This is a genomic window from Streptomyces sp. PH10-H1 (assembly GCF_030063355.1).
Taxonomy (GTDB): Bacteria; Actinomycetota; Actinomycetes; order Streptomycetales; family Streptomycetaceae; genus Actinacidiphila.
Genome location: NZ_JASISZ010000072.1, coordinates 1 through 23,634, shown reverse-complemented (window position 1 = coordinate 23,634; position 23,634 = coordinate 1). Strand labels below are relative to the sequence as shown.

The 23,634-nt window shown below is 70.5% G+C and carries 23 protein-coding genes and 2 pseudogenes; 5 read left to right on the top strand and 20 right to left on the bottom strand.

Going from position 1 to position 23,634, the window contains the following annotated elements:
- Positions 1-27: 27 nt before the first annotated feature.
- Positions 28-273, bottom strand: a complete 246-nt coding sequence (locus tag QMK24_RS32145) for a DUF5302 domain-containing protein (protein ID WP_283470386.1) — start codon at positions 271-273, stop codon at positions 28-30.
- A gap of 115 nt (positions 274-388) precedes the next feature.
- Between QMK24_RS32145 and QMK24_RS32140 the strand changes: the two genes are divergently transcribed.
- Together QMK24_RS32140 and QMK24_RS32135 are read left to right on the top strand one after the other, a co-directional pair.
- Positions 389-1,417 (top strand): saccharopine dehydrogenase family protein, encoded by a 1,029-nt coding sequence (locus QMK24_RS32140; RefSeq protein ID WP_283470385.1) that lies wholly within the window; start codon positions 389-391, stop codon positions 1,415-1,417.
- 76 nt (positions 1,418-1,493) lie between these two features.
- The gene (locus QMK24_RS32135; RefSeq protein ID WP_283470384.1) at positions 1,494-2,330 is read left to right on the top strand and encodes an alpha/beta fold hydrolase; all 837 of its coding nucleotides are present in this window, start codon (positions 1,494-1,496) and stop codon (positions 2,328-2,330) included.
- 45 nt (positions 2,331-2,375) lie between these two features.
- Here QMK24_RS32135 and QMK24_RS32130 read toward each other — a convergent pair whose 3' ends face one another.
- Positions 2,376-2,636 (bottom strand): DUF6126 family protein, encoded by a 261-nt coding sequence (locus QMK24_RS32130; RefSeq protein WP_283470383.1) that lies wholly within the window; start codon positions 2,634-2,636, stop codon positions 2,376-2,378.
- The gene (locus QMK24_RS32125) at positions 2,633-3,250 is read right to left on the bottom strand and encodes a helix-turn-helix domain-containing protein (protein ID WP_283470382.1); all 618 of its coding nucleotides are present in this window, start codon (positions 3,248-3,250) and stop codon (positions 2,633-2,635) included. The genes QMK24_RS32130 and QMK24_RS32125 overlap by 4 nt, the downstream gene beginning before the upstream one ends.
- Before the next feature lie 146 nt (positions 3,251-3,396).
- On the opposite strand from QMK24_RS32125, the gene QMK24_RS32120 reads away from it, so the two are divergent.
- Positions 3,397-4,353 carry an STM4015 family protein gene (locus QMK24_RS32120; protein WP_283470381.1) on the top strand — a complete coding sequence of 319 codons (957 nt, stop codon included), beginning with the start codon at positions 3,397-3,399 and terminating at the stop codon, positions 4,351-4,353.
- Between the two features lie 26 nt (positions 4,354-4,379).
- On the opposite strand, the gene QMK24_RS32115 is transcribed toward QMK24_RS32120, so the two are convergent.
- The 3 genes from QMK24_RS32115 to QMK24_RS32105 all read right to left on the bottom strand — a co-directional run bounded on the left by QMK24_RS32115 (position 4,380) and on the right by QMK24_RS32105 (position 6,381).
- A complete protein-coding gene (locus QMK24_RS32115; RefSeq protein WP_283470380.1) occupies positions 4,380-5,186 on the bottom strand; it encodes an SAM-dependent methyltransferase in 807 nt (268 codons plus the stop codon).
- Between the two features lie 91 nt (positions 5,187-5,277).
- Positions 5,278-5,511 carry a DUF397 domain-containing protein gene (locus tag QMK24_RS32110; protein ID WP_283470379.1) on the bottom strand — a complete coding sequence of 78 codons (234 nt, stop codon included), beginning with the start codon at positions 5,509-5,511 and terminating at the stop codon, positions 5,278-5,280.
- Between the two features lie 3 nt (positions 5,512-5,514).
- Positions 5,515-6,381, bottom strand: coding sequence for a Sco1979 family transcriptional regulator (locus tag QMK24_RS32105; protein WP_283470378.1), 867 nt, complete (start codon positions 6,379-6,381; stop codon positions 5,515-5,517).
- A gap of 135 nt (positions 6,382-6,516) precedes the next feature.
- Between QMK24_RS32105 and QMK24_RS32100 the strand changes: the two genes are divergently transcribed.
- On the top strand, positions 6,517-6,981 hold the full coding sequence (locus QMK24_RS32100) for an ATP-binding protein (RefSeq protein WP_283470377.1): 465 nt from the start codon (positions 6,517-6,519) through the stop codon (positions 6,979-6,981).
- A 45-nt stretch (positions 6,982-7,026) separates the two neighbouring features.
- Here the strand turns inward: QMK24_RS32100 and QMK24_RS32095 are convergent, their stop codons facing one another.
- Positions 7,027-7,845 (bottom strand): SGNH/GDSL hydrolase family protein, encoded by an 819-nt coding sequence (locus QMK24_RS32095; RefSeq protein ID WP_283470376.1) that lies wholly within the window; start codon positions 7,843-7,845, stop codon positions 7,027-7,029.
- Between the two features lie 79 nt (positions 7,846-7,924).
- Positions 7,925-10,024 (bottom strand): alpha-galactosidase, encoded by a 2,100-nt coding sequence (locus tag QMK24_RS32090; RefSeq protein WP_283470375.1) that lies wholly within the window; start codon positions 10,022-10,024, stop codon positions 7,925-7,927.
- 265 nt (positions 10,025-10,289) lie between these two features.
- Between QMK24_RS32090 and QMK24_RS32085 the strand changes: the two genes are divergently transcribed.
- Complete coding sequence (locus QMK24_RS32085) at positions 10,290-11,066, top strand: tyrosine-protein phosphatase (protein ID WP_283470401.1); 777 nt, start codon at positions 10,290-10,292, stop codon at positions 11,064-11,066.
- A 48-nt stretch (positions 11,067-11,114) separates the two neighbouring features.
- Here QMK24_RS32085 and QMK24_RS41580 read toward each other — a convergent pair whose 3' ends face one another.
- The 12 genes and pseudogenes from QMK24_RS41580 to QMK24_RS32025 form a co-directional block, all read right to left on the bottom strand.
- Positions 11,115-11,237: a hypothetical protein gene (locus QMK24_RS41580; RefSeq protein WP_349307902.1), complete on the bottom strand. Its 123-nt coding sequence runs from the start codon at positions 11,235-11,237 to the stop codon at positions 11,115-11,117.
- A 97-nt stretch (positions 11,238-11,334) separates the two neighbouring features.
- A complete protein-coding gene (locus tag QMK24_RS32075) occupies positions 11,335-12,744 on the bottom strand; it encodes an aspartate aminotransferase family protein (protein ID WP_283470373.1) in 1,410 nt (469 codons plus the stop codon).
- On the bottom strand, positions 12,731-14,719 hold the full coding sequence (dxs, locus tag QMK24_RS32070) for a 1-deoxy-D-xylulose-5-phosphate synthase (RefSeq protein WP_283470372.1): 1,989 nt from the start codon (positions 14,717-14,719) through the stop codon (positions 12,731-12,733). Before dxs ends, QMK24_RS32075 begins: the two co-directional genes overlap by 14 nt.
- 90 nt (positions 14,720-14,809) lie before the next feature.
- Positions 14,810-14,997 (bottom strand): annotated as a pseudogene (locus tag QMK24_RS32065) (flavodoxin-dependent (E)-4-hydroxy-3-methylbut-2-enyl-diphosphate synthase); the annotation flags it as partial.
- Positions 14,998-15,004: 7 nt separating this feature from the next.
- On the bottom strand, positions 15,005-16,030 hold the full coding sequence (gene hpnH, locus QMK24_RS32060) for an adenosyl-hopene transferase HpnH (protein ID WP_283470371.1): 1,026 nt from the start codon (positions 16,028-16,030) through the stop codon (positions 15,005-15,007).
- 5 nt (positions 16,031-16,035) lie between these two features.
- A complete protein-coding gene (locus QMK24_RS32055; RefSeq protein ID WP_283470370.1) occupies positions 16,036-16,629 on the bottom strand; it encodes a phosphorylase family protein in 594 nt (197 codons plus the stop codon).
- Positions 16,626-18,638, bottom strand: coding sequence for a squalene--hopene cyclase (gene shc / locus QMK24_RS32050; RefSeq protein WP_283470369.1), 2,013 nt, complete (start codon positions 18,636-18,638; stop codon positions 16,626-16,628). Before shc ends, QMK24_RS32055 begins: the two co-directional genes overlap by 4 nt.
- Before the next feature lie 97 nt (positions 18,639-18,735).
- The gene (locus tag QMK24_RS32045; RefSeq protein WP_283470368.1) at positions 18,736-19,806 is read right to left on the bottom strand and encodes a polyprenyl synthetase family protein; all 1,071 of its coding nucleotides are present in this window, start codon (positions 19,804-19,806) and stop codon (positions 18,736-18,738) included.
- On the bottom strand, positions 19,803-21,209 hold the full coding sequence (gene hpnE / locus QMK24_RS32040) for a hydroxysqualene dehydroxylase HpnE (protein WP_283470367.1): 1,407 nt from the start codon (positions 21,207-21,209) through the stop codon (positions 19,803-19,805). The genes QMK24_RS32045 and hpnE overlap by 4 nt, the downstream gene beginning before the upstream one ends.
- Positions 21,210-21,299: 90 nt before the next feature.
- Positions 21,300-22,247: a presqualene diphosphate synthase HpnD gene (gene hpnD, locus QMK24_RS32035; protein ID WP_283470366.1), complete on the bottom strand. Its 948-nt coding sequence runs from the start codon at positions 22,245-22,247 to the stop codon at positions 21,300-21,302.
- Positions 22,244-23,131 (bottom strand): squalene synthase HpnC, encoded by an 888-nt coding sequence (gene hpnC / locus QMK24_RS32030; protein ID WP_283470365.1) that lies wholly within the window; start codon positions 23,129-23,131, stop codon positions 22,244-22,246. The genes hpnD and hpnC overlap by 4 nt, the downstream gene beginning before the upstream one ends.
- A 333-nt stretch (positions 23,132-23,464) precedes the next feature.
- Positions 23,465-23,634, bottom strand: a pseudogene (locus QMK24_RS32025) (ABC transporter ATP-binding protein); the annotation flags it as partial.

Genomic DNA, 23,634 nt, shown 5'->3' with positions numbered 1-23,634 from the left:
TGCCTTCCCTGACCTCGGCCGTGCGGATCAGCCGCCGCTCTTGCGGCGGAATTCGCGCTGTCCTCCGGCGCGCCCGTGGGCACCGTGGATCTTCGACTGGTCCGGTCCGCCGACGACGGCGTTCCCCTTCGGTCCGCCGCGCTTGCGCTCCAGGGCTTCGCGGAACTTGCGCTTCACCTCGTCCTCGGCCGGCTCGGCGTCGGCGGCCGCGTCCGCAGTGTCGGGCACCTCGGTCGCCTCGGTCGCGTCTTGGTCTGATGCCTCGGCAGTCATGGGGGGCCTCCTGGTTTCGTTCGGTTACGGGCCAAGCCTCGCATGCCCGGCCGCGTACGACACACTGCAATACCGGCGGCGCGACGCCGGACCGCCCTCCGGAAGGACGTGTTCCATGACCTGGATGCTGTACGGGGCCACCGGATACACCGGCCGGCTGATCGCCCGGCGGGCCGCGGCTCGCGGTGAGCGGATCGTACTCGCGGGCCGCAGCATCGCGAAGATCGCGCCGCTGGCCGCCGAACTCGGCCTTGAGCACCGGATTTTCGCCCTCGACGACCCGGCCGCCGTACGACGCGGGCTGGAGGGCGTCGAGTCGGTCGCCCACTGCGCGGGACCGTTCTCGGCGACGGCGCTTCCCATGGCGCGGGCCTGCCTGGACACCGGAACCCACTATCTGGACATCACCGGCGAAATCGATGTCTTCGAGCAGCTGCACGCCCTGGACGGGCAGGCCCGCGCCGCCAAGGTCGTCCTGCTGCCGGGCGCCGGCTTCGACGTCGTGCCGACCGACTGCCTCGCCGCCACGGTCGCGGCGGCCCTGCCCTCCGCGACCCGCCTCGACCTGGCGTTCCTGCCCGGCAGGAGCGCCAGCCCCGGAACCGCCAGGACCGCGATCGAGAGTCTCCCGAGCGGCGGGAAGGCCCGCATCGACGGTGAGATCAGGACCGTGCCGATCGGCTGGCGCCGGACCAGGGCGGCGTTCGCCTCCGGTCCGCGGACGGTCACCGCCATCCCGTGGGGCGATGTCAGCACCGCCTACTACTCGACGGGCATCCCGAACATCACGACGTACACCTCGGTGCCGCCCGGGGCCGCCGTCTTCGGCCGGGTGATGCGGCTGCCCGCGGCGCAGGCCGTGGCCCGCGCCGCCATCGGCGCTCTGGTCCGCGGACCCAGTGCGAAAGCCCTGGCCGGAACGCATTCCGAGGCCTGGGCGCTGGCCAGTGACGAGGAGGGGCGCAGCGCGCAGGCCACACTGATGATGCCGAACGCCTACGAGCTGACCGTCGAGTCGGTGCTGCGGATCATGCCGAGGCTCGCCGGTCTGCCGCCGGGAACGCAGACACCGTCCAAGGCCCTCGGCGCCGGTTTCATCACGGAGTTCGCGGGTGTCACGCTCACCGCGCCGGATGCGAAGTAGGGGCGGTCGCGCTCGGGCGGGACCGGCGTGAAAATCCTCCTTGCCTCCGCCGGGAGACGGCTGTGAAGATCCCGGCATGCCGAACTTCACCGCTCCCGACGGAACCGGGCTGACCTACCACGTGACGGGAGAGGGTCCGCCGCTGCTCTGCGTGCCCGGCGGCCCGATGCGGGCCTCCGAATACCTCGGTGACCTGGGCGGGCTGTCCGCACACCGGCAGCTGGTGCTGCTGGATCTGCGCGGCACCGGCGACTCGGCCGTCCCCGCCGACCCGGCGACGTACCGCTGCGACCGGCAGACCGGCGATATCGAGGCGCTGCGCGAACATCTCGGCCTGGACACCTTCGACCTGCTGGCGCATTCGGCCGGGGCGAACCTCGCCGTGCGCTATGTGGCCGGGCATCCCCGGCGGGTGAGCAGCCTGGTCCTGGTCACGCCCAGCGCCCGCGCGGTCGGCATCGAGTACACCGAGCAGCACCGGCGGGAGGCTGCCGCGCTCCGCAAGGACGAGCCGTATGCCGGGCCCATGATGGCCGCTCTCGAGTCGATCTTCGCCGGGAAGGAGACGGACGCGGACTGGGACGCCGCCGCCCCGCTCTACTACGGCCGCTGGGACGCGGCGGCCCAGGCGCACGCGGCGGCCGACGTCCGGCAGACCAACGCCGGGGCCTCCGAGATCTACATCTCGGAGGGTGCCTTCGACCCGGCCGCCACCCGGGCCGCCCTCGGCGCCTTCGATGCTCCGGTCCTGGTCCTGGCCGGAGAACGCGACAGCGGCCCGCTCCCCCGTATCGCCGGCGAGATCGCGGCGCTCTTTCCCCGGGCCGAGGTCGCCGTGCTGCCGGGAGGCGGTCATTTCCCCTGGCTGGACGACGCGGGGTGCTTCGTCAGGACGGTCTCGGCGTTCCTCTGAGCGGTCGGGGCGCGGGGTCGGGGCGCGAGGCTGGGGGCGCCGCGCTCAGTTGCTGTGGGCCCCGAGCACGAACAGCAGCCAGATGAACGCGGCCAGGATGTGCGCGACGACCACGTAGACCAGGACCCGCAGAACCACGGCCCGCTCCTTGCGCCGCTCGCTCCCCTCGCTGGTGCGCAGCTCAGGGGCGAGCGGCTCATGGCGCGGGCGACCGGTGCCGCTGTTGATGGCGTTGTTGCCGGCGTTGTTGATATCGGCACTGGCGGCGTTGTTGGTGACGGCGTTGTTGGTGACGGCGTCGTTCATGTCGGGTCTCCGGCTCTCGTCGCGTCCTGCGGCGCTATACACAAACTCGCGGTCTCGCTCTGCATCAGGGTGTGCAGGAACAGCAGGTCGGCCCCTTCCGGTGAGGCCGCCGCGAGGCGGTGCGGCACCAGGGAGTCGAAGTGCGCCGCGTCACCGGCGTCCAGCACATGGGTGCTCCCGCCGAGGGTGAGCCGCAGCCGGCCACCCGTGACGTAGAGCCACTCCTCGCCGGGGTGCACGCGGACCAGCCGGTCCTGGGCCTCGGGCGGCACATGGACCCGCAGGGCCTGCATCGCCCGGCCGGTGCCGCCGGCCCGCCAGTAGGTCCAGCCTCCGGCGGGCACCGGTTCCATACTGCCGCCGCGTACGATGGGGAACGGGTCGGCGGTCGTCTCCCCCAGCAGGTCGGAGACGGTCGTCCCGTACAACCGGGCCAGCCCGAGGAGCACCGGCAGCGAGGGCTGCCGGAGCCCGGATTCCATTCGTGACAGATGCGCGGCGGACAGCTCGAGCCGCCGCGCAGCGGCCTCCAGGGTGAGGCCGGTACGGCGGCGCTGTTCCTTCAGGCGCGGGGCGAGGACCAGCGTCTCGTCGGACGCGGAATCGATGTCCATGGACTCGATGGAACAGCATCCATTGCCTCTCGGGCAAATTCTTTGCCTGAGAGGCAAATCATGGGACTGCGATGTCAGTGCCACTTGATACAACTTTTCGCAGATGAGTCATCAGGACGGACCGCCTGTGTCAGGAGACCCGCGTCATGTCAGCCGTAGAGCACTTGCACGAGTTGCACGGCCTCCCCGCCTTCGACTTCCCCGGGCCGGACAGCAAGGACGAGCTGCCCGCGCCGGATGCCGTCGCCTGGCGGCTCACCGCGGATCCCCACGATGACGACTCCGACGAGGAGTTCGGAGATGTCTGGGACCGGTTTCTGGACACCGTCGATCCTTCACGGGTGCGGGCGATCATCATCGGCCAGTGGGGCGAGGCCTATGAGGAGGACTCCACCGGCATCGTCGAGGACCTGGTCGACGCCAAGCACCGGCTGACCGCTCTGGAGGCCGTGTTCATCGGCGATCTGGAACCGGAACAGGCCGAGATCTCCTGGATCGAGCAGTCCGATGTCACGCCCGTCCTGGCGGCCTATCCGGAGTTGCGGGAGTTCGGTGCCCGTGGCGGGACCGGCCTGCTGTTTCCCGCCGTGCGGCACGAGCACCTGCGCACGCTGACGTTCGAGGCCGGCGGCCTGCCCGCCGATGTCGTGCGCGGCGTCGCCGCGAGCGAGCTGCCCGCGCTGGAATACCTCGAACTGTGGCTCGGTGTCGAGGAGTACAGCGGCGATGCCACCATCGCCGACCTCGCCCCGATCCTGGCGGGCACCCGCTTCCCAGCCCTTCACCATCTGGGCCTGCGCAACAGCGAGATCCAGGACGAGATCGCCGCGGCCGTCGCCTCCGCCCCGGTCGTGGCCCGGCTCACTTCCCTCGACCTGTCCCTGGGCGTCCTCACCGACAACGGCGCCGCCGCGCTGCTGGCGGGTCAGCCGCTCACTCATCTCCAATGGCTGGATCTGCACCACCACTTCCTCAGCGACCCCATCGCCCAGCGCCTGCGCGACGCGCTGGAACCGTCGGGGGTCGAAGTCGACCTGTCGGAACCGGCCGAGCCCTGGAACAGCGAGGGCGTCGTACACCGCTTCACGGCGGTGGCGGAATGAGGGGAACGGAGACCCGCGGCGCCCATTCAGCTCTTGCGGGCGACCCCGCCGTAGAAGCCGATCCGGCTGACCTCCTCGGGAGTCGGATCCGGGCCGTCCGGCCGCCATAGCGGGACCTGCACCAGGCCCGGATCGAGAAGGTCGAATCCGTCGAAGAAAGGCTCGATCTCGACGCGCTTGCGCACATTCAGGGTGGCGGTGGCGCCTTCGTAGACCTTGTTGACCTCGGGGAGGCTGCCGCCGTGGAATTCGGCCGTGGCGTGTGACATCACCAGATAGCTGCCCTCGGGCAGCGCGTCGCGCAGGGTGGCCACGATGCCGGCCGGGTCCTCCTCGTCGGTGACGAAGTGGAGGACGGCGATGAGGAGAACGGCGACCGGCTGGCCGAAGTCGATCAGTTTGCCGATCGTCGGATGGTCAAGGATGGAGCGCGGCTGCCGCACGTCACCGAGGAAGAACTCGGTGTTGCCGCTGCCGGTCATCCGGGCGCCGGCGTGGGTGGCCACGATCGGGTCGTTGTCGATGTACGCCACCCGCACATCGGGCGACACGGCCTGCGCGACTTCATGGGTGTTCGGTGAGGTGGGGATGCCGGTGCCGATGTCGATGATCTGACGGATACCCGACTCCGCCAGGAAACGCACACTGCGGTGGAGGAAATCACGGTTGGCGCGGGCCCCGGGGATGATGTCGGGGAGCACGTCGATGACCCGCTGCGCGGCGGTCCGGTCGACCTCGTAGTTGTCCCAGCCGCCGAGGTAGAAGTCGTACATGCGGGCCGGGTGCGGAATGCTGGTGTCTATCGCGTCGGCGGGAAATCCCTGCTCGGTCACGCGGTCCTCCGGTTCAGTTCTGTTCGTCTTGCGAAGTGCACAGAATTCACAGCGTCCGTGCCGTCCAGGGCCATCGCGGAAGGCGCGGCGGTCACAGCAGGAAGTCCGCGTCGCCGGCCTTCGCGCCCTGGATGAAGGTCGTGATCTCGTGGTTGGTGTAGATAAGCGCCGGACCGTCGGGGTCGGTGGACTGGCGTAGTGCCACCCGGCCGTCGTTCAGTTTCTTGGCTTCGACGCAACTGCCGCCGTTGCCGCCGCTCCACGGCTTGCGCCAGCCCTCGTGGCCGAGGTCTTTCGCGGGCATGCCGTTGTATATGCGACCCATGGTTCAGATCTCCTTGCGAATGCCACCGAGGATGGCCTTGGTGCTCTGTGCCGGCGCGGCCTGCGCGCACATCCGGTCCAGCGCCTCCAGGAAGGCCGACACATCGTCGCGTTCGTCGAAGTACGCGCCGCCGATCAGGCTCTCCGTGTAGGCGATGTCCGGCAGTTCCTGGATCTCGAAGCGGAAGATGTGGAAGGGCCCGTACATCGCGGGATGCGGGCCGGCCGAGAACGGCATCACCTGGAGCCGTACGTTGGGCAGCGTGGTGAGCTCGGTCAGGTGGGCGATCTGGGCGCGCATGACATCGGGGCCGCCGATCGGCCGGCGCAGCACCGTCTCGTCCATCACGACCCACAGCACGGGCGCCTTCTCCCGGGTGAGCAGGGCCTGCCGCTCCAGCCGCAGCGCCACTCCGCGGTCGATCTCCTCGACGGAGGCGTGCGGCAGTCCGGCCCGCAGCACCGCGCGTGCGTAAGCCTCGGTCTGGAGGAGCCCCGGCACATAGTGTGGCTCATAGGCGCGGATGAGGCTGGCTTCGCCCTCCAGGCTGACGAACGCGCTGAACCACTCGGGCAGTACGTCGCGGAAGCGGTGCCACCAGCCGGGGCGGTTCGCTTCGCGGGCGAGGGCGAGGAAGCCGCTGACCTCGCCGGGATCGGTGACTCCGTAGGTCAGGAGCAGCTTCTCGACGTAGGGCAGTTTGAGGCCGACCTCGGCCTTCTCCATCCTCCGGACCGTGGCATGGGTGACATCGAGAGCCAGGCCGGCCTGCTCATAGGTCAGGCCCGCTTTCTCCCGCAGATCCTGGAGCCGTTTGCCGAGCACCACCCGCAGTACGGTCGGGGCGCCTCCCGGCCGTGCGTCCGTCACGAGCCTCTCCTCCAACTTCCCTCAGTAGAAGGCAGTGTGCCATGCCGTCAGCGGACCAGACAGCCTGTACATGTGATTGTGTAATTTGCAGAACGGACCTTGCCATGTGTTCTGCACGACCCGCATAGTTGCGGAGTGGCCTCTTCCTATGACGCTCTCCGGGTGGCGCGTCATGACGGCTTGACCCATCCCGGCCGCCATGACGTCTTCCGGCTCCCCGCGCAGAACGCCTCCGTGGCGGATGCGCGCGGACGGGTCCGGGCGCGGCTGCGCGAGTGGGGCGTGGACCTCGAAGTCACCGATGACGCCGGGCTGGTGGTGACCGAGCTGTTCACCAACGCGGTCCGCCACACCGACAGCGAGAAGATCACCTGTTCCCTGTGGGCTCTCGGCCGCGTCCTGCGCCTGGAGGTCGCCGACCAGGGCGACGGGCCGACCGAGCCGCGCAGCCGCAGCGCCGAGTTCGATGAGGAGTGCGGGCGCGGGCTGTTGCTCGTCAGCGTTCTGTCGAAGGCCTGGGGGGCGGGCCCGACCGAGGACGGCATGGGGCGCGTGGTCTGGGCCGAGCTGGCCTGCGCTCCCGCGCGCCGCTACCCGTAACGCCGGCCCCGGTCCCCCATCACTGACTCATTACTGACTGGGCTCCTACAGCGGGAGCAGATCCGGACGCTTGGGCTCGACGTGATCTCCGGACGATGCGCCGCGCAGCCGCCGTCCGATCCACGGCACGAGGTGCTCGCGGGCCCAGTGGATGTTGTCGCGGCGTACATCGCCCGGAGCCCGCAGCGGCTCCGGCGGCCAGGGCTGGTCGGGATCGGCGCACACATCGAGGCCGAGCACCTGCGCGGCACGCAGCGCGACCCGGGTGTGCCCCTCGGGGGAGAGGTGCAGCCGGTCGTCGCTCCACGCCCGCCGGTCCTGCACCGAGCGCAGCGACCACAGGTCGAGCACCGGGCAGTCATGGCGGTCCGCGATCGACCGGACGTGTGCCGTGTACGTGGCGATCTTGCCGCGCAGATGGCGCAGCACCGGGACGTCACGGGTGTCGAAACCGGTGCAGACCAGCACGGTGCCGACCGAGGAGGTGAGGTCGGCGACGGCCGCCTCGAGGCGCTCGGCCACATCGTCCGGGTTGCTGCCCAGCCGCAGGATGTCGTTGCCGCCGGCGCAGAAGGTCACCAGGTCCGGTGCGAGCTCCTTGGCGCGCGGCACCTGCTCGGCCACGATCTGGTCGAGCAGCCGGCCGCGTACGGCGAGGTTGGCATAGCGGAAGTCTCCGGTGGCGAAGCCCCCGGAATGTTCGCTGTCGGGGCGCCGATCGGCGAGTTGTACGGCCAGGCGGTCGGCCCAGCCGACGAACGCGCCGTCAGGACCAGGGTCGCCGACGCCCTCGGTGAAGCTGTCCCCCACCGCGGTGTACGACCCGATCGCGCCACTGTTGTTTGTATTCGAATCGTCAGCCACGTCAGCCCATACTTCCCCTCGCGAAGTGACCTACGCCATCGTAACCGGGGGTTGACGTGGCGTGATTTAGAACACGAGGTCATATCCGGCGGAGCTGGAATACGGCGGCGTCCAGATCACCGGCGAGCCCGGTGCGCAGCCCCCGCGTGGCGAGAACGGCACCCCGGTGCACGGTCCCGGTCGCGAGATCCTCGTACGCGGCCGCCGGGTCCAGGCCGCGCAGCCGCAGCGGCGGCTGCGGTTCGCCGAAGGACTGCGCGTGCAGCCAGGCGAGGACGACGGTCTTGTCGCCGCGCACGTACTGCACCGCGCTGAGCCCGCCGTCGCCGGGAGGGCGCAGCCGGTACAGGTCGCCGTACTGCACCACCGGCCGGATCGTCTTGTAGAGCCCCACCCAGTCCCGGGCCTCGGCCAGTTCCGCCGGACTCCACTCCGTCAGGTCGCCGCCGACGCCGAGCACCCCGGCCATGGCGCTCACGAAGCGGAAACGCAGGCTGCTGACGCGGTGGTTGAGCATCGTGCCGGGGCTGTCGGTGACCCAGGCGGCCATCACCCGGGCGGGGTGCAGCTGGCTGAAGCCGTACTGGATCGGCAGCCGGTCCAGCGGGTCGGTGTTGTCCGAGGTCCACACCTGGTCGGTGCGGGACAGGATTCCGAGGTCCACCCGGCCGCCGCCCCCCGAGCAGGATTCGAAGGCGACGCCGGGGTGGGCGGACCGCAGCCGGTCCAGCAGCCCGTACAGCCCGTGGACGTGGTCGACCCACAGGCGCTGCGGATAGGGCTCGCCGGGCCAGCCGGCGTCGGTGAAGCACCGGTTGAAGTCCCACTTCATGTAGTCGACGGGGGCGCTGTGCAGCAGCGCGTCCAGCCGCTCCCACAGGTGTTCGCGCACATCCTCGCGAGCGAGGTTGAGGATGAGCTGATTGCGGTACTCGGTGCGGCGCCGTCCGCGCTGGTGCTGTACCCAGTCCGGGTGCGCGCGGTAGAGGTCGCTGTCGGGGTTGACCATCTCCGGCTCGACCCAGATGCCGAACCGCATGCCGAGGGCGTGCACATCGTCGGCGAGCGGTTTGAGCCCGTTCGGGAAACGGTCCGGGTTGGCGTCCCAGTCCCCCAGCCCGGCGCGGTCGCTGGTCCTGGCACCGAACCAGCCGTCGTCGACGACGAACAGCTCCACGCCCATATCGGCCGCCCGGCGGGCGAGTTCGCGCTGCTGCTCCTCGCCGACCTCGAAGCCGGTCGCCTCCCAGGAGTTGTAGAGCACCGGCCGCGGATGCGCCCCGTCCGGGATCACGTGTGCCAGTTGGTAGGCGTGCCAGGCCCGGCTGGCGGCGCCGAAGCCGCCGTCCGCGTAGAGCCCGGCGAAGACCGGAGTGGTGAAGGACTCCCCCGGCTCCAGGCGCAGCAGTCCCGCGTCGTCGTGCCCCGCTCCGCCGACGGCCTGGACCCGGCCGTCGGGCAGCTGCTGCACGGCGATGCGCCAGGAACCGGACCACGCCAGCGCCGCGGTCCACACCTCGCCGTGCTCCTCGCCCGCGTCGCCCGCGTCGAGGCCGATCCACGGCAGGTGATGGTGTCCGGTGTGACCGCGGCGGCTGCCGATCACTTTCTCGCCGGCGGTGAGTCCGGTACGGGCCAGCCGGGTCTCGGCCGCCCAGCGGCCGTGGAGGTGCGACAGCCGCCACCCGTCACGTTCCGGCAGCGTCCAGGCGGCGGAGTCGGCGCGCAGCAGCTCGACGGAGCCGGTGTGGCCGTTGGGCACATGGCTGGCGGTGGTCCACCGCTCGACGACGTCGCAGCCTTCCCGCATCCGGTAGTGCAGCGTCAGATCGAGGTGGTGGACGGAGTCGTGGAAGTGCAGCCGCAACTCGTCGTCGGCGGTCTCGGCCTCCTCGAAGCACCATTCGGTGCCGCGCGCCGTGTCGTCACGGACCGACAGCGCGGGCCGGACGAATCGCGGGCCGCCCTCGACGGGGTACTCCTCGTGCCCGTCGAGCGCGGACTCGAAGGGGCGCTCGTCCGGGAGCGGTTCCGCGGCCAGAGCCTCGGCGTCGTCGAGCCGGATCCGGGCGCCCCAGTGCAGGTGGAGCAGCTCATCGCGATCGGTCAGCCGCATCGCGTAGCTGCTGCCCGGCCCCGAGATCAGCCACAGCCGCCCGGTTCCGCCCGTCTCGATCATCAGAACTCCCCTATTCCGATCACGTCCGCACATCGTCACGCGGACGCAATCCGAAGGCAATGCCCCGGCGGGCACATACCGGCCGGTACGTCCGCGCGCCCGGTGTCGTATCGTCGGCTGAGGTTCAGCCCCGAGCTCTGAGCCTCGACCCGAAGGAGCGCCGGTGACCCAGCAGCTGCCGCAGTCCGCCTCGACCGACACCGGGCCCGAGACCGGAAACCCGACCCGGAGCGCGACCGGGAACGCCTCCGGGAGCGAGCCCGAACTGACCGGCGTCCGCAACTTCCGTGACCTGGGCGGGCTCCCGGCAGCCGACGGCCGCCGGGTCCGGCCGGGAAAGCTGTTCCGCAGCGGCCATCTCGCGCACACCACCGACCAGGACGCGGCGTTCCTGGCCGCCCTCGGACTCCACACGGTCTTCGACTTCCGCAACGCCGACGACATCAGGATGGAAGGCCCCGACGTCGACCTGCCGGGGGTCCGCAACGTCAATATGCCGCTCAGCGACCCCGCCCATGGCGCCGACTTCTGGCACACCGTCCGCGACGGCGACCTCGACGCGCTGCGCGCCGCCCTCGGCGACGGCAAGGGCGCCGAGCGGATGACCACCGCCTACCGGCAGCTCATCCTGGACCGCACCGCGCAGCACAGCCGCATGCTGGAGCTGCTGGCCGAGGAAGCGGCCGTACCGGCCCTGCTGCACTGCGCGGCGGGCAAGGACCGGGCCGGCACGTCGATCGCCATCATCCTGCTCGCCCTCGGCGTCGACCACGCCGCCATCGAGGCCGACTACCTGGAGAGCAACGCGGCCCACCGCCGCTACAAGGTCCGGCGCGGCGACGGCAGCACCGGCGCCGCCATCGACCCCGAGGTCATGAAACTGCTCAGCCCGCTCTTCGAGGCCCGGCTGGAATACCTGACGGCCGCGTTCGACACCATCGACGAGCGGTGGGGGTCCGTCGACCGCTATCTGACGGAGGGCCTCGGCTGTACGGACGAGCGGCGCGCGCGGCTGCGCGAGCTGCTCCTCACCGACGACTGAGGCGTTCTGGACGACTGAGACGTTCTGACCGACACAGGGGCGCCGGAGTCACCACCCGGCCCACCTCTCGTCCACGACCGCGTCGTGCGGGTCGGTGACCCAGCCCGCGGCCAGCACCAGCCCGGTGGCGTGGTGCACCGCGAGAAAGCCGAAGGGGCGGCCGAAGGTCACGCTCACGAATTTCGCCCGCTGCTGCGGTACCCCTCCCGCGCACGGGGAAAAGGCCGTCACCGCGGCGGCCCGGAATCCACCATTCGCTGCCCCGTCCTCACCGATTGGCGACCGCCTGCTTGACCAGCGTCCGGCCGAAGTCCCACATCAGCCCGCCGCCGCCGTGCGCGTCGTCCATCACGGCGGTGAACGCCTCGACGAAACGGTCGACGTCCGCCTCGTCGATGATCAGGGGCGGGATCAGCTTGATGACCTCCAGGTGATCGCCCGAGACCTGTGTCAGGATCCGGTGCCGCTGCAGCAGCGGCACGACCACCATCTGCGCGAACAGCCCCTTGCGGGCGGCCTGGAGCATGGCCCACCGGCTGCGCAGGCCGAGCGAGGTCGGCTTGCCGAACTCGATGCCGATCATCAGGCCGCGCCCGCGCACCTCGCGCAGCAGCTCGTAGCGGTCCACGAGGGCGGCCAGCCGGGTCCGCAGCAGGTCGCCCATGTGCCGGGCGTTGGCGACGACGCCCTCGTCGTCCAGCACGGACAGCGTCGCCAGCCCTGCCGCCATCGCCTGGGCGTTGGAGCCGAAGCTGGCGGAGTGCACCAGCACCCGGTCCATCGAGGAGTAGACCTTCTTGAAGATCCAGTCCTTGCCGAGGGTGGCGCTGACCGGCACATAGCCGCCCGACAGCGCCTTGGACACGCAGAGCAGATCGGGCTCGACCCCCGCCTCGTGCTGGTAGGCGTAGAAGTCGCCGGTGCGCCCGATGCCGGTCTGCACCTCGTCGGCGATGAGCAGCGCCTTGTGCTTGTGGAGCAGCTCCTGCGCGGTGCGGAGATAGCCGGGCGGGGTCGCGTGGACGCCCTTGCCCTGGATGGGCTCCACGATCAGCGCGGCGACGTCGCCGCGCTTCAACTCCCGTTCCAGCGCGTCCAGATCGCCGAGTGCGATCGCGGTGTCGGGCAGCAGCGGGGCGAAGCCGTCGCGGAAGCCGTCCTCGCCGTTGACCGACAGCGACCCCGTCGTCAGCCCGTGGAAGGCGTGCGAGCAGTACAGGATCCTCGGCCGGCCGGTGGCGTAGCGGGCGAACTTCAGCGCGGTCTCGACGGCCTCGGTGCCGCTGTTGCCGAAGAACACCCGGTCCAGGTGGGGGCTGTAGGTGAGCAGCTTCTCGGCGAGCAGCCCGGGCAGCGGCTGGCAGTCGAAGCGCGTCAGGTCGGCGAGCCCCGCGTCCAGCACGTCGTGCAGCGCCCTGCGGACGACGGGGTGGTGCCGGCCCAGGCCCATCACCCCGAAGCCGGCGAGCATGTCGAGATAGTCCTGGCCCTCGGCGTCCCAGAAGTGCGCGCCCTCGGCCCGCTCGTAGACCTTGTCGAAGCCGATGGTGTGCAGCATGCGCGGCAGTTGGTGGTTGAGGTACTTGGTGTGCAGGTCGTAGCGCTCGCCGCCGCGTTCGGCGAGGAGTGCCGCGATGTCGAAGCCCTTGGGCACGGGCGGCGAATCAGACGGTGTCATCGGGTGGCTGCTCCTTGCTTGCGTCGTTGACTGCGCCATCGCTCAGGATGTCGCCCACGAGGTCGCTGACGAGGTCGCTCACGAGGTCGCTCACCCCGGTACGGACGGGCCGGCGGGCGAGCGTGGCGCTGATCCGGCCGGCGATCTCGGCCGGGGTGAGTCCGATGTCGGCGAGCACTTCGCCGCGTTTGGCATGGGGCAGGAAGTCCAGCGGGATGCCGAAGTCGCGCAGGGGTACATCGACGTCGGCGTCGCGCAGTGCCTGGGCGATCGCCGAACCGACCCCGCCCGCCCGGCCGTTGTCCTCGACGACGGCCACCATGCGGTGCTGGGCGGCGAGCGGCGGCAGCGCGGCGTCGACCGGCTTGACCCAGCGCGGGTCGACGACGGTGACGCCGATGCCGCGTTCGCCCAGCAGCTCCGCCACCGCCAGGCAGGTGCCGGCGAGCGCGCCGACCGAGACGAGCAGCACATCCTGCCGCTCGCCGCGCAGCAGTACGTCGAGTCCGCCGATCCGGCCGGTGGACGGCACCGGTTCGCCCACCGTCTCCTTGGGGAACCGGACCACCGTAGGGGCATCGTGAACGTCGACGGCCTCCCGGAGCTGGGTGCGCAGCTGGTCGGCGTCGCGCGGGGCGGCGATCCGCAGGCCGGGCACGACCTGGAGGATCGACATGTCCCACATGCCGTTGTGGGACGGGCCGTCCACGCCGGTGACACCCGCCCGGTCCAGGACGAAGGTGACCCCGCACTTGTGCAGCGCCACATCCATCAGCACCTGGTCGAACGCCCGGTTCAGGAACGTCGCGTACACCGCGACCACGGGGTGCAGACCACCGGTGGCCAGGCCCGCCGCCGAGACGGCGGCATGCTGCTCGGCGATACCGACGTCGTACACCCGGCGCGGGAACCTGGCGGCGAACGCGCCCAGGCCGACCGGCTGCAGCATCGCCGCCGTGATGGCGACGACGTCAGGCCGCTCCTCGCCGATCCGCAGCATCTCGTCGCCGAACGCCGAGGTCCACGAGGGGCCGTTGGAGGGCGCGAGCGGCTCGCAGGTGAGCGGGTCCATGGCGCCGACGGTGTGGAAGCGGTCGGCTTCGTCCTGCTCCGCCGCCGCATAGCCGCGGCCCTTCTGGGTGAGGCAGTGGACCAGCACGGGGCCGTGGAAGCGGGCGGCTCGGCGCAGCGCCGACTCGACGGCCGCGATGTTGTGCCCGTCGATCGGGCCGACGTACTTCAGCCCCAGGTCCTCGAACATCCCCTGGGGGGCGAAGGCGTCCTTGAAGCCCTTCTTCGCGCCGTGCAGGGATTCGTACAGCGGCTGCCCCACGACCGGAGTCCGCTGCAGCAGGTTCTTGCCCCAGTCCAGGAAGCGCTCGTAGCCGTCGGTGGTGCGCAGCGTCGCCAGATGATTGGCCAGCCCGCCGATCGTCGGCCCGTACGAGCGCTCGTTGTCGTTGACGACGATAATCAGCGGACGGTCCTTGGCCGCCGCGATGTTGTTGAGCGCCTCCCAGGCCATACCGCCGGTCAGGGCGCCGTCACCGATGACCGCGATCACATGGTCCTGTTTGCCCAGCACCTGGTTGGCCTTGGCCAGGCCGTCGGCCCAGCCGAGCACCGTGGAGGCGTGGCTGTTCTCGATCACGTCGTGCTCGGACTCGGCTCGCGACGGATAGCCGGACAGGCCGCCCTTGCCGCGCAGCTTGGAGAAGTCCTGCCGGCCGGTGAGCAGTTTGTGGACGTAGGACTGGTGCCCGGTGTCCCACAGGACGCGGTCGGCGGGCGAGTCGAAAACGCGGTGCAGGGCGATGGTCAGCTCGACCACGCCCAGATTGGGTCCCAGATGGCCGCCGGTTCTGGCCACCGCCTGCACCAGGAAGTGGCGGATATCGGAGGCGAGTTCATTGAGCTGGGTCTCGGGCAGTGCCTTCAGGTCGCGCGGGCCTCGGATGTTCTCCAGTATCGACACGATGGACCTCGTTCCCCCCTACCGGGATTGCTGCGATCAGCCGACAGTGACTTCCGGTGCTCCGGAGAAGGCACCGTCGGATTCCATCTGCTCGGCGATCTGCTGCAGCGTCGCGTTCACGTCCGCCGTCACGTCACCGTCATCGACTGCACGGACACCGGAGCGTCCCATCCCACCGCGACCGACCCGCTTTCGGTGCGCCGCGAGTGGCGGCGCACCGAGAGCGGACGGGACGGTACGGCGGGCAGGCCGAGCGCTACTGGCTCGATGCCTCGCATCGCGCTGTCACTTCCCGCGGTTTCCGGCCACCGTCTCACGGGCGGCGCGGATCGACTCCTTGAGGGAGCCCATCGTGGCGAGTACGGCGGTCGGCTCGTAGCCGCAGTGCGCCATGCAGTTGGCGCAGCGCGGGTCCTTGCCGCGGCCGTACTTGTCCCAGTCGGTCTCGTCGATGAGCTCCTTGTACGTGGGCACATATCCGTCGCTCATCAGATAGCAGGGACGCTGCCAGCCGAAGAGCGAGTAGTTGGGGATGGCCCACGCGGTGCAGGGGAAGTCCGCCTTGCCTTCCAGGAAGTCGAGGAAGAGCGGGCTGTGGTTGAGCCGCCACTTCTTGCGGTTGCCGTCCGCGAAGGACTTCTTGAACAGTTCCCGGGTCTGCTCGACGCCCAGGAAGTGCTCCTGGTCGGGCGCCTTCTCGTACGCGTAGGCGGGCGAGATCATCATCTCGTCGACCTTGAGCTCGTCATTGAGGTAATTGAGGACCTCGATAACGGTCTGCGGCGTGTCGGTGTTGAAGAAGGTCGAGTTGGTGGTGACCCGGAAGCCGCGCTTCTTGGCGTCCTTGATGGCTTCCACGGCCTCGTCGAACACGCCCTCCTTGGCGACGGACTCGTCGTGCCGCTCCCGCAGTCCGTCGATGTGCACGGCGAAGGCGAGGTACGGCGACGGCGTGAATTTCTCGATCTTCTTGCGCAGCAGCATGGCGTTGGTGCACAGGAAGACGTACTTCCTCTTGGCGACCAACTGCCGCACGATTTCGTCGATCTGAGGATGCATCAAGGGCTCGCCGCCGGCGATGGACACCATCGGAGCGCCGGATTCGAGCACCGCGCCGACCGCCTGGGCGACCGGCATGCGCTGCTTGAGGACACCTGCCGGATGCTGGATCTTGCCACAGCCTTCGCAGGCGAGGTTGCAGGCGAAGAGCGGCTCAAGTTCCACGATCAGAGCGAACTTCTCGCGGCGTCGGAGCTTCTGTTCCACGAGGTACGTTCCGACCCGGATGGACTGGCGGAGCGGCATAGCCATCTAGCTCACCTCCAGGAGAGCACAGCGGTAGTACGGTGCCATTCGAAAAAGGCAGGAACAATAGCCCTTAGCACGCGGAATGCGGTAATTCCGGTGCGCAGCGTGCCGACACGGAGCAGTTCATACTCGGGAGTGTCGACAACAACGCGGACGGCGGCGACGGGCCGGGGTCCGCGCGCCAGGGCGGCGCGCAGTATTGCGGTGGATTCCATGTCGACCGCGATCGCTCCTGTCGACCGCAAGGCGGACCGTTCCGCGCCCCGTACGACATGGCCGGACCCGGCGAGGCGTCCGGTGTGAACGGTGTGTCCCGCCGCTTCGAGCGCGGCGGACAGCTGTCCGGCGCCGCAGGTCTCGTCCGAGACGACGAGATCGCCGGGCCGCATGCCGGGGGCGAGTCCGGCGCAGAAGCCGGTGGCGAGCACCGCCGCGTCGTGCAGTTCAGGGGCGCGGAGCGCCTCGGTGACCGCACGTTCCGCGGCCCGTGGTCCCATGCCGGTGCGCAGCAGGGCGACCGGCCCCGCGGCACCGCTCCGGTCCCCGCCCCGCAGGGCGAACCGTTCGATGCCAAGGGCGCAGACCACGAGCAGGGCCGTCATCCGGCCACCTTCCCCTTCCCCACGTTCCCCACGCCGCCCAGCGGCTCCCCACGGACATAGCGCCCGAGCGCGGTGAGCGGGAAGACGATGCGGTACAGGTGGTAGTTGATGGAGAAGTCCCGGGGGAACCCGGTCCCGGTGAACTGCGGCTCGTCCCAGGAGCCGTCGTCCTGCTGCGTCTCGGCCAGCCAGCACACCCCGCGCTCCACGGCCTCGTTGTCACGCTCGCCGGCCGACAGCAGCGCGAGCAGCGCCCAGGCGGTCTGCGAGGCGGTCGAGACACCGCGGCCGATCCACTCCTGGTCGGAGTACGACCGCAGGTCCTCGCCCCATCCGCCGTCCGAATTCTGCACGCTCTTCAGCCAGTTGACGGCCCGTCGGATGGCGGGATGACTCACCGGGAGTCCGGCGGCGGTCAGCGCGGGCACCGCCGATCCGGTGCCGTAGATGTAGTTGACTCCCCAGCGGCCGAACCAGGCTCCGTTCTCCTCCTGCTCGGCCAGCAGCCAGTCGATGCCGCGCCGGGTGTGGGGGTCGCGCTCCAGGCCGAGGGCGGCGAGCATCTCCACCACATGCGCGGTGACGTCGGCGGACGGCGGGTCGATGACTTCGCCGAAGTCGCAGAACGGCAGCCGGTTGGGGAAGGCGCTGGTGTTGTCGGCGTCGAAGGCGCCCCAGGCGCCGTTCTTCGACTGCATGCCGACGTTCCAGCGGACGGCCCGCTCCACGGCCGCGTCGACCCGCCCCGGATCGGGGTGCTCGACCCGCAGCAGGGCCAGCACGACCTCGGCGGTGTCGTCGATGTCCGGGTAGTTGTCGTTGTGGAACTCGAAGGCCCAGCCGCCCGGCTGCAACCCCGGCCGCTGCACCGCCCAGTCCCCGGGCTTGGTGATCTGTTCGTCGAGCATCCAGTCGACGGCCTTGACGAGCGCGGGGTGGTCGGCCGGTACTCCGGCGTCGGCGAGGGCGATGGTGGCGAGGCAGGTGTCCCAGACCGGCGACTGACAGGCCTCGATCATGCGGGTGTCCTCGTCGGGCCAGACGGCGAAACGATCGAGCGAGTCGAGCCCCGCTCGCACGACGGGGTGGTCGAGTTCATAGCCGAGGAGGTGGAGGGCGATGACCGAGTACACGGCGGGCGGCTGGATGCCGCCCCAGCAGCCGTCGTCCTCCTGGCGCTCGATGATCCAGCGCGCACACACCTTGAGCGCGGTACGGCGCAGCGGCCGGACGCCGATCCTGCGGTAGAGGTGCAGGGCCCGGTCCAGCCGCTGGAAGAGGCCGTCCCAGCTGGCGAGCGGGGCGTGCGGGCGCGGCGGGTTGGGCTGCGCGGGGTCGCTGTGCAGCTCATCGATCCGAAAGGGCGCCGGACGGACCGGCCGGTGGGCGGCGACGACGGTGAGCGGCACGATGGTCTGCCGGGCCCAGCAGCCGAAGGCGTAGATGTTGAGCGGGAACCACTTGGGGAGATAGATGATCTCCGGAGGGAGCTCGGGGAGGTCCTCCCAACGCCACCAGCCGAACAGGGCCAGCCAGATCCTGGTGAAGACCCTGGCCCCCGCGACACCGCCGGCCGCCCGCACCCACGCCGAGGCGTCCGCCATATGGGGCGCCCCCGGACCGTCCCCCGCCAGCCGCAGCGCGACGTATGCCTCGATCGTCGCGGACAGGTCCCCCGGCCCGCTGTGGAAGGTGGGCCACGACCCGTCGTCCCGCTGCAGCGAGCGGATCCAGCGGGCGGCGGCCTGCGTGGTCCGCTCGTCCTGGATGCCCAGGAACTGACGGAGCAGCAGGTCCTCGGCGTCCATCGTCACGTTGGTCTCGAGGTCGCCCTTCCACCATCCGTCAGGATGCTGGCCGGCCAGGAGGTTGGCGGCGGCGCGCTGCGCGGCACGCTCCGCCACCGCTTCGGCACTGCCGATCCGTACGGGGCGCGGTGCCGAGGTGGTGCTGGCCGAAGGTGCCTGGGGGGCTGGGGCCCCCGGACTGCCGTCGGTCGTCGCTGTCATGGCTTCCCCTTTGCAGTTGAGACTTCTGCGGTGTTGGGGCTGCCGTCGACCGTTACACGTGCTCGGTCGGCGACGTGCTGCGCTCCACGTTAGATCTTTATTTCTCGCGAACCACCACAAAATCCGCCAGGCCTACGAGCTTACGTTGAATTACGTCCGGCATGTCCATTTTATCCAGTGCGGCGATTGCGGTGGCGTACTGCCGGCGGGCTTCCTGCGAGGTCCACTCCCGGCCTCCCGCCTCCTCGATCAACGCCGCACGGAGTGCGAACTCTTCCTCACTGAACGCACCTGTTTCAGGATTCTTCGCATCCGCGGCGAGGAGTTCACCGAGTTGCTCCGAGGCCCGGCCGCCCGCCGCCAGGGCCGCGACCACGGGGAGCGACTTCTTGCGCTGCCGGAGATCGCTCCAGGTCTGCTTGCCGGTCGAGGCCGGGTCGCCCCAGATCCCGAGCAGGTCGTCGATCGCCTGGAAGGCCAGCCCGAGGTGATAGCCGTACTCCTCCAGCGCGTCGGCGTCGGACTCCGACGCGCCGCCGAGCACCGCCCCGATGGAGGAGGCGCAGGCCAGCAGCGCGCCCGTCTTGTTGCCCTCCATCTCCAGGCACTCCTCGACGGTGACCCGCTCGCGGTGCTCGAAGGAGATGTCCTGGGCCTGGCCGTCGATCAGCTTGCGGGTCGCGACGGTGAGCCGCCGGGTGGCCCGGCCCGCCTCCGCGGTGCCCTGCTCCAGCAGCACCTCGTTGGCGAGCGCGAACAGCGCGTCACCGACCAGGATGGCCTGGGCGGGTCCGTGCACCTTCCACACGGTGTCGCGGTGCCTGCGCTGCTCGTCGCCGTCCATCAGGTCGTCGTGCAGCAGTGAGAAGTTGTGCACCAGCTCGACGGCGACCGCGCCGGGAATGCCGACCTCGGGCGCCACGCCCGCCGCCTCGGCGGACAGCAGGGCCAGCGCGGGGCGTACGGCCTTGCCGCCGTCTCCGTCGGCGGGCCGCCCGGTCGCGTCGATCCAGCCGAAGTGGTAGGCGGCGACGGTGTCCATCGGGGACGCGAGCCGGTTCACGGCCGAGCGGAGCACCGGTGTGGACAGGGTGCGGCCGCGCTCCAGCAGCTCAAGGACGCCGGCAGCGGTCACGATTTCTCCTCTGGTTGCACTGGTTGTGCTCATACGGCCCTCGCAACATCGTTGTCGAACGGAAGGCCGAGTGCGGTCAAAGCTTCTCGGGAGGCGTGCAGCCCGCTGCGCACAGCGCCCTCCATGGTCGCGGGCCAGCCGGTGGCCGTCCACGCTCCGGCCAGGTACAGGCCGCGGGCGCGGGTGACCGCTCCCGGCCGCAGGCGCCCGACGCCGGGAGCCGGGGCGAAGGTCGCCGTACGCTCCCGGGTGACGAAGAAATCCGTCACCTCCGCGCCCCTGGCCGCGGGCAGCAGGCGTTCCAGCTCCGGCAGGTACCGCTCGCGCAGCTCCGCGACCGGCAGGTCGATCTCGTCCTCGGCGGCGGACTGCGAGACGGCCAGGTACTGGCCTGATCCCGTCAGCCCCGAGCTCGCGGTGCGGTCGAAGACCCACTGGACGGGACTGCCGAGAGCGGCGAAGAACGGCTGGCGGAGCACCTTGCGGTCGTAGACGACATGCACGTTCAGGATCGGTGCGGTGCCGATCCGCAGCAGCGCGCCGGGATCGTCCAGCGCCCCCTCGGGCAGCAGCCCGTGGGTCTCGCGCTGGGGCAGGGCCAGCACGACGGTGCCGGCGTCGAGCTGCCCGCCCTGGCCGGGACCGGTCTCGGTGTCGACCCGCCAGCCGCCCTCGGCGACCGGCTTGATACCGGTCACGCGGGACCGCAGCATGGTCCGTACCCCCGCCGCGTCCAGCGCCGCGCGGGCCCGGTTGTCGTGCAGTTCGCCGAGCGGCGCGGCGGCCCAGCCGATGTCGGCGGCGGCTGCGTCGGACAGCAGCCCGGTCTTGAAGACCATCGCGGCCAGCCCCAGCGAGGCGTTCGCCGCGGTGGCGTTGAGCGTCGCGACGCCCACCAGGTCCCACAGCGCCTCGATGGTGCGCGGGGACTGGCCCCGGTCCCGCAGCCAGCTCGCGAAGTCGGTGTCGTCCAGCGCCGGGTCGTCCAGGTCCAGGACGCGCAGCGCCAGCGCGGCGCGCCCGACCGTGACCCGCTCCCTGAGCGACAGGTGCGGATAGGTGGCGAGGCTCGCCGCCAGGTGCAGCGGTACCGGCAGCGCGGCGCGGCGCAGCCGGCCGAGCCGCATGTTCGACGCGTCCAGTACGGGCACGTCGAGCCGGTCCTGCAGGGTGACCAGGTCGCGGGCCGCGATCCGGTCGATGAACCACTGGTAGGCGGTGCAGCAGCGCAGGAAGACGTGCTGCCCGTTGTCGATGGTCAACTCGCCGCGCCGGAAGGAGAACGCCAGTCCGCCCAGCCGGGGACGCGATTCGATCAGCGTCACCCGCAGCCCGGCGTCGGCCAGGGCCAGGGCCGCCGTGGTGCCGGCCAGACCTCCGCCCACGACCACCGCGGCCGCCCCCGAGGGGCGGCCCGCGACCTCATGCTCCGTCATACGCCCTCCCCCCTCTGATGACACCCGGCGCGACACGGCACACCGTCACCGGCACTGACGCACTGGGAGGCTGACTGGTTGCTGGCAGAATCACCCGCGCCCCCGGGCCGAGCGGCGGGCGTCCAGTCCGGCCAGACCGCGCACGGCGACGTACGCCTTCTCGTGGCCCGGCAGCGAGACCCGGCCGCGCAGCACCGCCTCGGGATCGGCCGCGATCCGGTCCAGCAGCCTGCGGTAGATGCCCGCCATGGCGGCGACACAGGCGCCACTGCGCCGGTCGAGCATGGGCAGCAGCTGGTATCCGGTCGCGAACAGGGCACGGGCCCGCCGGACTTCGTACTCCACCAGGCCCGCGAAGTCCGAGCCGGGCGGCGGGGTGTCCGAGTGGAAGCCCGCCGCGCAGCCGAACTTGGCGAGGTCCTGGGCCGGCAGATACGTCCGGCCGTTGCCCGCGTCCTCCCGGACATCCCGGAGGATGTTGGTGAGTTGCAGGGCGAGGCCGAGGGTGTCGGCATAGCCGGCGGCGCGCTCCATGTCGGCGCCCTGCCCGCCGGTGCCGACGGTGCCGAATACGCCCAGCGAGAGCCTCCCGATGGCTCCCGCGACGCAGCGGCAGTACGCCGCGAGGTCGTCCCAGGTCTCGTACGTCTCTCCGTGGACGTCCATCAGCACGCCGTCGATGAGTTCATCGAGGCCGCCGAGGGGCAGCGGGAAACGGCGGGACGCGTCCGCGAGCGCGACCGCGACCGGGTCGGTGTCGTCCTCACGGATGTCGCCCTCGCGGATCCGGGCCAGCAGGGCCCGGGTCTCGTCGAGCCGGATCTGCTTGACCGCGGCGTCGAGGTCGCCGTCGCCGATGTCGTCGACGCGGCGGGAGAAGGCATAGAGGGCCGACATGGCCTGCCGCTTGGGGAGGGGCAGCAGGCGGATGCCGTAGGCGAAGTTGCGGGCCTCGTGCCCGGTCACGGTCTCGCAGTAACGGTAGGCGGCGAGAACCGGCCCGGACGTGTGGGCAGAACCGTTCACGGTCCGCCTCACCCCTTTCTTCGCAATGTCGACCCCACTTCGCGCAGCAGGCTTGGCCTGGTGGCTTTCGGCGGTCCCGGGAGCACGTCGTAACCCGCGCTCTCTACCGCCTTCAGCGCGGCACGCCCGCCGCCGACGAAGCCGGCGAGCAGAAGCCTGAGCCTGCCACGGACGCTACCCACCAAAGGGGTGCCTTCATTCAAAAGGTCCCGGGCGCGTTCCGCTTCGAATGCCACCAGTGCGCGCACCTGTGCGCCTGCGGTGGGGGCGGCGAGGTCCGCTTCGGTGACTCCGAAGCGTTTCATGTCCTGTGCCGGCAGGTAGATACGGTCACGGCCGAGGTCCTCGGCCACGTCCTGCAAGTGCTCGACGATCTGCAGCGCGGTGCAGACAGCGTCGGAGCGGCGGTTCCGCTCGGGGGTCGACGTGCCCGTGATCCCCAGAACGAGCCGGCCCACCGGGTTGGCGGACAGCTCGCAGTAGGCGAGCAGGTCGTCGTACGTCTCGTAGCGCCGGACCCGCTGGTCCTGCCGGTTCGCCTCGATCAGGCCCTCGAAGGGCTCGGGGGTCAGCCGGTGGCGGCGGACGGTGGGCTGCAGCGACAGGAGCAGCGGATGCCGGGGGGTCCCGTCGAACACCTTCCGCAGATCGGCCTCGAAGGCGTCGAGCATGGCGAGCCGGTCCTCGGCGGCGTCCCGCGGAAGGCCGAGCCGGGCGGCGTCGTCCCGGCCGCCATGGGCCAGATCGCCGTCACCGATGTCGTCGACGAGCCGTGCGAAGCCGTAGATGGCCATCAGATCGGCACGCCACGCCTTCGGCACGAAGAACGGAGCAACGGGGAAATTCTCGCGGGCGGCCTTGTCGAGCACGGCGCGCGACTGCGCGTCCGCGGTCACCGCGGGCTTCCCGTCCCACGCGCGGCGGACGCGCTTTGGAGCTGGATGGTCCCGATCTTCATGGCCGCCACATCCCCCGTTCTACACCGCTGGGAAGAAACTTCCCATTTCGGACACGCCGCGCCCACCCCGGAGCACCGCTACAGCTTACGTCGGGCAGGTCACCGGCGTACGCCGGGGGCGCGAGCGACAGCAGGGATTCCGCCCGGAATCCCCTCCGTCCGTCGGCAATCGCGTTCCCCGCAGAGCCGGTTGGTGCGGCGCGGCCCGCTGATTCGGCACACAAGTCCGGCGCGCGGGTCCCGCAGACAGGTCCGGCGCGCAGGTCAGGACCTACTTGTTGGTGTACTCCTCGTAGGCCTTCAGCACCTGATCCGTCGGGCCGTCCATGAGGAGCTCGCCCTTCTCCAGCCACAGCACCCGGTCACAGGTGTCCCGGATCGACTTGTTGTTGTGACTGACCAGGAAGACCGTGCCCGCCTCCTTGCGCAGCTCGCGGATGC